General features: G+C 56.4%; 4 protein-coding genes and 2 tRNA genes. 3 read left to right on the forward strand and 3 right to left on the reverse strand.

Annotated features, from left to right (window positions below; genetic code table 11):
• Positions 1-42: 42 nt before the first annotated feature.
• From mscM to rsgA, 3 genes are all read right to left on the reverse strand, one after another.
• On the reverse strand, positions 43-3372 hold the full coding sequence (gene mscM, locus HFD94_RS21855) for a miniconductance mechanosensitive channel MscM (protein ID WP_122889552.1): 3330 nt from the start codon (positions 3370-3372) through the stop codon (positions 43-45).
• Between the two features lie 14 nt (positions 3373-3386).
• Entirely contained in the window at positions 3387-4286 is a 900-nt protein-coding gene (gene asd / locus HFD94_RS21860) for an archaetidylserine decarboxylase (RefSeq protein WP_122889553.1), read from the reverse strand.
• Positions 4287-4457: 171 nt separating this feature from the next.
• Positions 4458-5507 (reverse strand): small ribosomal subunit biogenesis GTPase RsgA, encoded by a 1050-nt coding sequence (gene rsgA / locus HFD94_RS21865; RefSeq protein WP_010256092.1) that lies wholly within the window; start codon positions 5505-5507, stop codon positions 4458-4460.
• 101 nt (positions 5508-5608) lie between these two features.
• On the opposite strand from rsgA, the gene orn reads away from it, so the two are divergent.
• The 3 genes from orn to HFD94_RS21880 all read left to right on the forward strand — a co-directional run bounded on the left by orn (position 5609) and on the right by HFD94_RS21880 (position 6491).
• Entirely contained in the window at positions 5609-6157 is a 549-nt protein-coding gene (gene orn / locus HFD94_RS21870) for an oligoribonuclease (protein ID WP_010256094.1), read from the forward strand.
• Between the two features lie 154 nt (positions 6158-6311).
• A tRNA-Gly gene (locus tag HFD94_RS21875) sits at positions 6312-6387 on the forward strand.
• A 28-nt stretch (positions 6388-6415) separates the two neighbouring features.
• Positions 6416-6491: transfer RNA gene (locus HFD94_RS21880), tRNA-Gly, on the forward strand.

A 6491-nucleotide genomic window follows, 5' to 3' on the forward strand; every position in this document is an offset into this window, starting at 1 on the left:
CTCAGACTTGCAATAACGCCCGGCTTTGCCGGGCGTTTTGCATTACAGTCCGCCAGACTTATAGGCGCGGGCAGCGGGTGTGCCGTTGCTGGCAGGCAGCTTCTTACCCAGGGTTTCCATACGCATCTGGAACGGCGGGAACGGCATCTCAATACCGTGCTGATCAAATCCGCTCAGAATCAACTGATGCAGTTCGTGACGCAGCGGCATACGGTGTCCCATCTCAGCGGCATGCACACGAAGTTCAAATAACTGAATGCCTTGCTGCAGATCGACCAGGAAGGCTTCCGGTTGCGGCGTGTCCAGGACATAGCTGCAGCGTTCAGCTGCCTGGATCAGAATGGTGGTCACCTGTTCACTGCTGACTTTCGCCGGAGCCGGAATGGTGAGCACCACGCGCGTCACGGAATCGGACAGCGACCAGTTAATAAACTGCTCGGTGATAAAGGCCTTGTTCGGCACGATGATCTCTTTGCGGTCCCAGTCGGTAATGGTGGTCGCGCGGGTATTAATTCGCGTGATACTGCCGGTCAGATCGCGGATCGTCACGGTATCGCCGATACGAATCGGCTTTTCGAACAGGATAATCAGACCTGAGATAAAGTTGGCAAAAATCTCCTGCAAACCAAACCCCAGTCCCACACCCAGCGCGGCAACCAGCCACTGCAGCTTCGACCACTCAATACCAATCATTGAGAAACCAATCAGCCCGCCAATCAACAGCAGCAGATATTTGGTCAGTGTGGTGATGGCGTAACCCGTACCTGGCGTCAGATTAAGATGCTGCAACAGCGCCAGCTCAAGCAGCGCGGGCATATTGCGCACCAGCTGGGTGGTGATAATAAACACCAGAATGGCGATCAGCACTGACCCCAGGGTGATGGGCTGAATCGACTCTACGCCCTGCACTGAGGTACTGACGTCCCACAGCTGAATATTCTCCAGGAAGCCAAAGGCCGAATGGATTTCTGACCACAGCACAATCACAGAGACCAGGGCGATAAGCATCAGGATAGAGCGTACCAGCCGCAGCGACTGCGCACTGATCGCATCCAGGTCAATTACCGGCTCTTCAATTTCAATCGCATCAGTGTTCAGAGAGCCTTGCTCCTTCTCCTCTTCACTGCGCGCACGGTTAGCCAGCATATCGGCACGGCGCTGACGGGCGCGATCAAAGCCAAGACGGCGACGCTGAATCAACATCCAGCGCCGGATAATGTGATAGATAACCAGCAACAGGAACCAGATGGCGACAGAGGTCTCCAGTCGCGCCAGCAGCGCCTGCGCGGTAGCCAGATAACCCACAGCGGAGGCGAGGGCAGCCATCAGCGGCATAGCGATCATCAGGTTCCACAGCATCCGGTTCACCATGTTCTCGCCATTTCCCTCTTTATCGAGATAGAGCGGAATCCCGGAACGCTTCAGGCTGACGGTCACAATGCTGATTGCCCCGCAGATCAGGATGAAACAGAGACGACCCAGCGACGAGGAGAACTGCCGATCTTCCAGATTACCAAAGGCGATCAGCAACATAATCAGCGGCACAATTAATCCGATGCTCAGCGAGTAGTAGCGCATGGCGCGCGCCACCCGGTTTTGCGGCCAGCGGAAATGCACAATGAACAGGCCGTTAGGACGGGCAAAGGCAGCGCTGATCATAAACGCCCACAGCAGCGGCAGCGTGGCGGTAATGCCATCACCAATCGCTACGGCGATAGGGTAGGGCCAGGCGTTCTGCAGGCCATAACCCAACGCACCCCATAACACCGGCAGCGGCAGCGCCACCAGGATAGACCAGAACAGGGTACGGATAGTCAGGCGGAAACGATCCTGCGTGACCTTGCCGACTTTGCTGGCGGCACGGTCAAGGAAAGCATTGAAGTGGCGGCGCGAACTGATGCTGAAGCCGACCAGCAGCAACGCACCAATAATCGGCAGCACCGAGTTGCGGCTGGTAAACATCATCGCCATCGCTTTGCCGAGCTGACCCAGCGTATCCAGCGACAGCAGACGGGAAAGATCTTTGGCCAGATCCAGCGGATAACTCAAACCAATCGGGTTAACGTCGGCGGTCCAGAACAGATAGCGGTGCGTCGCCTCTTTGACTTCCGTCAGCGCATCCTGCAACTGCGTGTTGCCAACCTTGAGCTTAGTGATCTCCAGAATCAGCGTGTCACAGCCGGAGATCAGCGAATTGAGCAGTTCCCTCTGAGTGCGTAGCTGCGCATCAAGAATACGCTTCTGGTCTGCGGTGAAGGGCTGACCATCGGCCTGCCGTCCCTTGCGCAGCGCCTCCTGGCGCTCCAGCAGATCTTCATAATTGAGACGCTGCACGCGAAGCTGTGCCATCTCATTATCAATCTGCTGCGACTTGGGCATCTCCGGCAGACGCGCGACCTGCGCCCGTAGCGCTTCGCCCAGCAGATTAGAGGCACCCAGCCACTGCGACTGTTCACGCAGGGTAGAGAGCGCCTGACGGACCTGAATAATCTGGTTGGTGGCCAGTCGCTGCTGCGACGCCACCAGATCCATGCGCTGCGCCTGCTGATTCAGGGCAACCGAGAGTTCGCGGTTAACCCGAAACTGATCGCTGATCTCTGGCGGAAGATCGCCACTGTTTTCTGCCAGTTGCTCGGTGCGGGCCAGCGCGACTTCGGCTTCACGTTGCCGCTGATCGTTGAGCTGGTTGCGCAGCGCCTGAAGATAGTTATCGAGCTGAGTCGCTTTGCGCTGGTGGGCTTCAGCCCGCATCCGCGCCAGTTCCTGACGGTTGTTGGCAGAGAGCTGTGCCAGCTCAAGTTCATCGACCAGCGCTTTATTCGCGGCGCTTTCCGCCTGGCGAGCCGCCAGCTGCAGCTGCCCCTGTGGCGAACTGCTGCTGACGCTCTGCAAACGGCGTTCACTCTCCGTCATCGCCCGGCGTGCTTCCGTCTGCTGCTGCGGCAGTTGCGACAGCGAATCACTGATTTCCCGCGCCCGATCCTGCTCCTGCCGTGCCTGACGCCCCTCTTCCAGCAGCTGGCTGCTGACCTGCAGGATCTCCTGATCCAGCTCGGCGCTGCTCATGTTGTTGCGCACGGTTTTCCCGCTGTCACTCAGCGCGGCGATCTGCTGACGCAGTTCGCGCGCCAGACGCGGAAAATCATCAATAACCTGCTGATATTGCGCCGCGCGCTCCAGCGATTCATCGCGTTCAGAGAGAAAGTTTAAGGCGGCTTCAATCGTCTGGATCTGTTCAGCCTGCGAGGGTGAACTTTTGGCCGATTTTATCTCTTCCAGCTGCTGTTTGAGCTGGCTGGCGTCAGGAAGGCTGGCCGCGAAGGCCGGGCTGCTGAGCCACAGGCTCAGCAGCAGGAGGAGAATCGAACGCACAGAGGACACTCAATTTAATCGACGATGACGTCGGAAATGTCTGTCGCGACCGGCAGCGCAATCGCCAGCGGTTGACCCAGACGGGTTTTGCTTTCTGCTTCCAGGCTTTCAGCCAGTTTGACGCGGCCAGGTGCGAACAGATTGATAACGGTAGAGCCAAGCTTGAAGCGGCCCATTTCCTGGCCTTTCAACAGCACCACGGCGTTTTCATCATCCGCTGCCGGATAGTGCCAGCGCTTGATCACGCCTTCACGCGGTGGCGTGATGGTGCCAGCCCAGACGGTTTCGATGCTGCCGACAATGGTGGCACCCACCAGGATCTGCACCATCGGCCCGATATCGGTTTCGAAGTAGCAGATGACGCGCTCGTTACGGGCGAACAGGTTGGGAATATTACGCGCGGTCAGCGGGTTGACGGAGTAGAGGTCGCCAGGCACATAAATCATCTCACGCAGGATGCCGTTGCACGGCATATGGACGCGGTGATAATCACGGGGCGCCAGATAGGTGGTGACGAACTCGCCATCAACAAATTGTGCCGCCATCCGCTCATCACCTGCCAGCAGGGCGTCAATGGTGTAGTGATGACCTTTAGCCTGGAAAATCTGATCGCCATCAATGTGGCCGAGCTGGCTGATAGCGCCATCCGCGGGCAGGGCGATGAGATTGGCATCGGCATCCACCGGACGCGCATCATCTTTCAGCGGACGAACGAAAAAGTCATTAAAGGTGCGATAGCTGGCGGTATCGGGCTTACGCGCTTCCGCCATGTCGACTTTGTAAAACCAGACAAAGATGTCAATGACCAGTTTGGTAAACCAACCACCGCGGCGACTGGCGCCCCAACCGGCAAGTTCAGTCAGCCATTTCTTCGGGAGAATATGATTCAAGCCGAGTTTTAAACGATCAAACACCTTAGCCTCCTGGCTATTTTATGACGTTGTAAAAAAGGGGGCGGATTGTAGCAGCGCCCCGTTCAGATGGCGACTATACCCGAATTCCGGCACGCTGCACGGTCTGGACGCGCGACTGGAATGCACCTCGCAAAATGCCCCGGCTTATCCGTTCAGACGCGGTTATACCGATTAACTTTCACCATCAGGGAAATTTTTACGCGTTTTTACCTGCGCCATGCTCTCCAGGATACGGTGGTAGTTATCAAAACGGGACCTGTTGATTTTGCCCTGTTCGACCGCTTCGCGAATGGCACAGCCGGGATCGCTGCCGTGTTTACAATCGCGGAATTTGCAATCGCCAAGGAATGCGCGGAATTCGACAAATCCGCGGGTAATTTGTTCCGGCTCAAGATGCCATAAACCGAACTCACGCACGCCAGGTGAATCGATCACATCGCCGCCGTCCGGGAAGTGATAAAGGCGCGATGCGGTGGTGGTGTGCTGGCCTAAGCCTGAGCCATCCGAAACCTCGTTAGTCAGAATAGCGACCTGCTCTTCTTTGTCGAAGCCGAGCAGGGCATTCAGCAGACTCGATTTGCCGACGCCAGACTGACCGGCAAAGATACTGATGCGGTCGGTCAGCGCCGCTTTCAGGTCGTCCATGCCGTTTTTCGCCCGGCTGGAGACCATCACCACGCGATAGCCAATATTGCGATAGATATCCATCTGCTTATCGACAAAGGCGCGCGCCTTGTCATCCAGCAGATCGGTTTTGTTCAGTACCAGCAACGGTTCAATATCCAGCGTTTCGCTGGCAACCAGATAGCGGTCGATGATGTTTAACGACAGTTCAGGCAGGATTGCGGAGACGACGATGATCTGGTCGATATTCGCCGCCATCGGCTTCACGCCGTCGTAAAAATCGGGGCGGGTTAATACGCTGGTGCGCTCATGCACCGCTTCAACAATACCTTTGTTGCCGCTGGTTGCCGGACGCCACAGCACCCGGTCGCCGGTGACCAGCGAACGAATGGTACGGCGGATATTGCAGCGGTGGGCGACGCCTGCGCTATCCTCAACATCAGCGTGCATGCCAAAACGGCTGACAACGACCCCATCTGCAGCTTCACCAAACAGGTTGTCATCCGCTTCCGGACGCTCTCTGCGTTGGTTGAGACGGCGATCGTGGTTAGCGCTTACGCGGCGTTGTTGGCCCTTCGACAGTTTATTTTTACTCACTCACCCTCACAGCGTTAGCCAGATTTCGCCCGGCTGGGCAAAACGTCTATGATACACCTTATTCATCGTAAATGACGACTACAGCAACCGCAGGAAACAGCATGGCTACTGGAAATGAACAGAATCTGATCTGGATTGATCTTGAGATGACCGGACTTGATCCGACGCACGATCGCATTATTGAAATTGCGACCCTGGTGACTGACGCCAACCTGAACATTCTGGCGGAAGGGCCGGTCATGGCCGTTCATCAGTCCGATGCGCAGCTGGCGCTGATGGATGAGTGGAATGTCCGCACCCACACCAACAGCGGTCTGGTTGCGCGGGTGAAGGAGAGTCAGATTGACGATCGCGCAGCAGAGCTGGCGACCATTGAGTTCCTGAAACAGTGGGTTCCGGCGAACACCTCGCCTATCTGCGGCAACAGCATCGGGCAGGATCGTCGTTTCCTGTTTAAGTACATGCCTGAGCTGGAAGCGTATTTCCACTATCGTTATCTGGATGTCAGTACCCTGAAAGAGCTGGCTCGTCGCTGGAAACCCGATATCCTTCCTGGCTTCAAAAAAGGGGGGACGCACCAGGCTCTGGATGATATCCGTGAGTCCGTGGCGGAGCTGGCGTACTACCGCGAACACTTTTTGCAGCTTTAATCGGCGACGGGTGCGCATGAAATCACCAGGTTGCTGATTTAATCAGCAAACGCGCGGAAAGCGAAAAATTTTGCTTTCAGACGCTTGCAGCAGCAACGATTTCTCGTATAATGCGCACCCCGTACCGGTGAAGAATTTATTAACGGTACAAGGCGCGGGAATAGCTCAGTTGGTAGAGCACGACCTTGCCAAGGTCGGGGTCGCGAGTTCGAGTCTCGTTTCCCGCTCCAGTTTTAAAATGTAAGCAGTACCCTCTTTGCGGGAATAGCTCAGTTGGTAGAGCACGACCTTGCCAAGGTCGGGGTCGCGAGTTCGAGTCTCGTTTCCCGCTCCA

This window comes from Pantoea sp. EKM20T, assembly GCF_011800485.1.
GTDB lineage: Bacteria > Pseudomonadota > Gammaproteobacteria > Enterobacterales > Enterobacteriaceae > Pantoea > Pantoea agglomerans.

What these genes read in the sequence shown, in the direction of transcription:
- orn (WP_010256094.1), top strand. Translation starts at nt 5,609, where the DNA reads ATGGCTACTGGAAATGAACAGAATCTGATCTGGATTGATCTTGAGATG.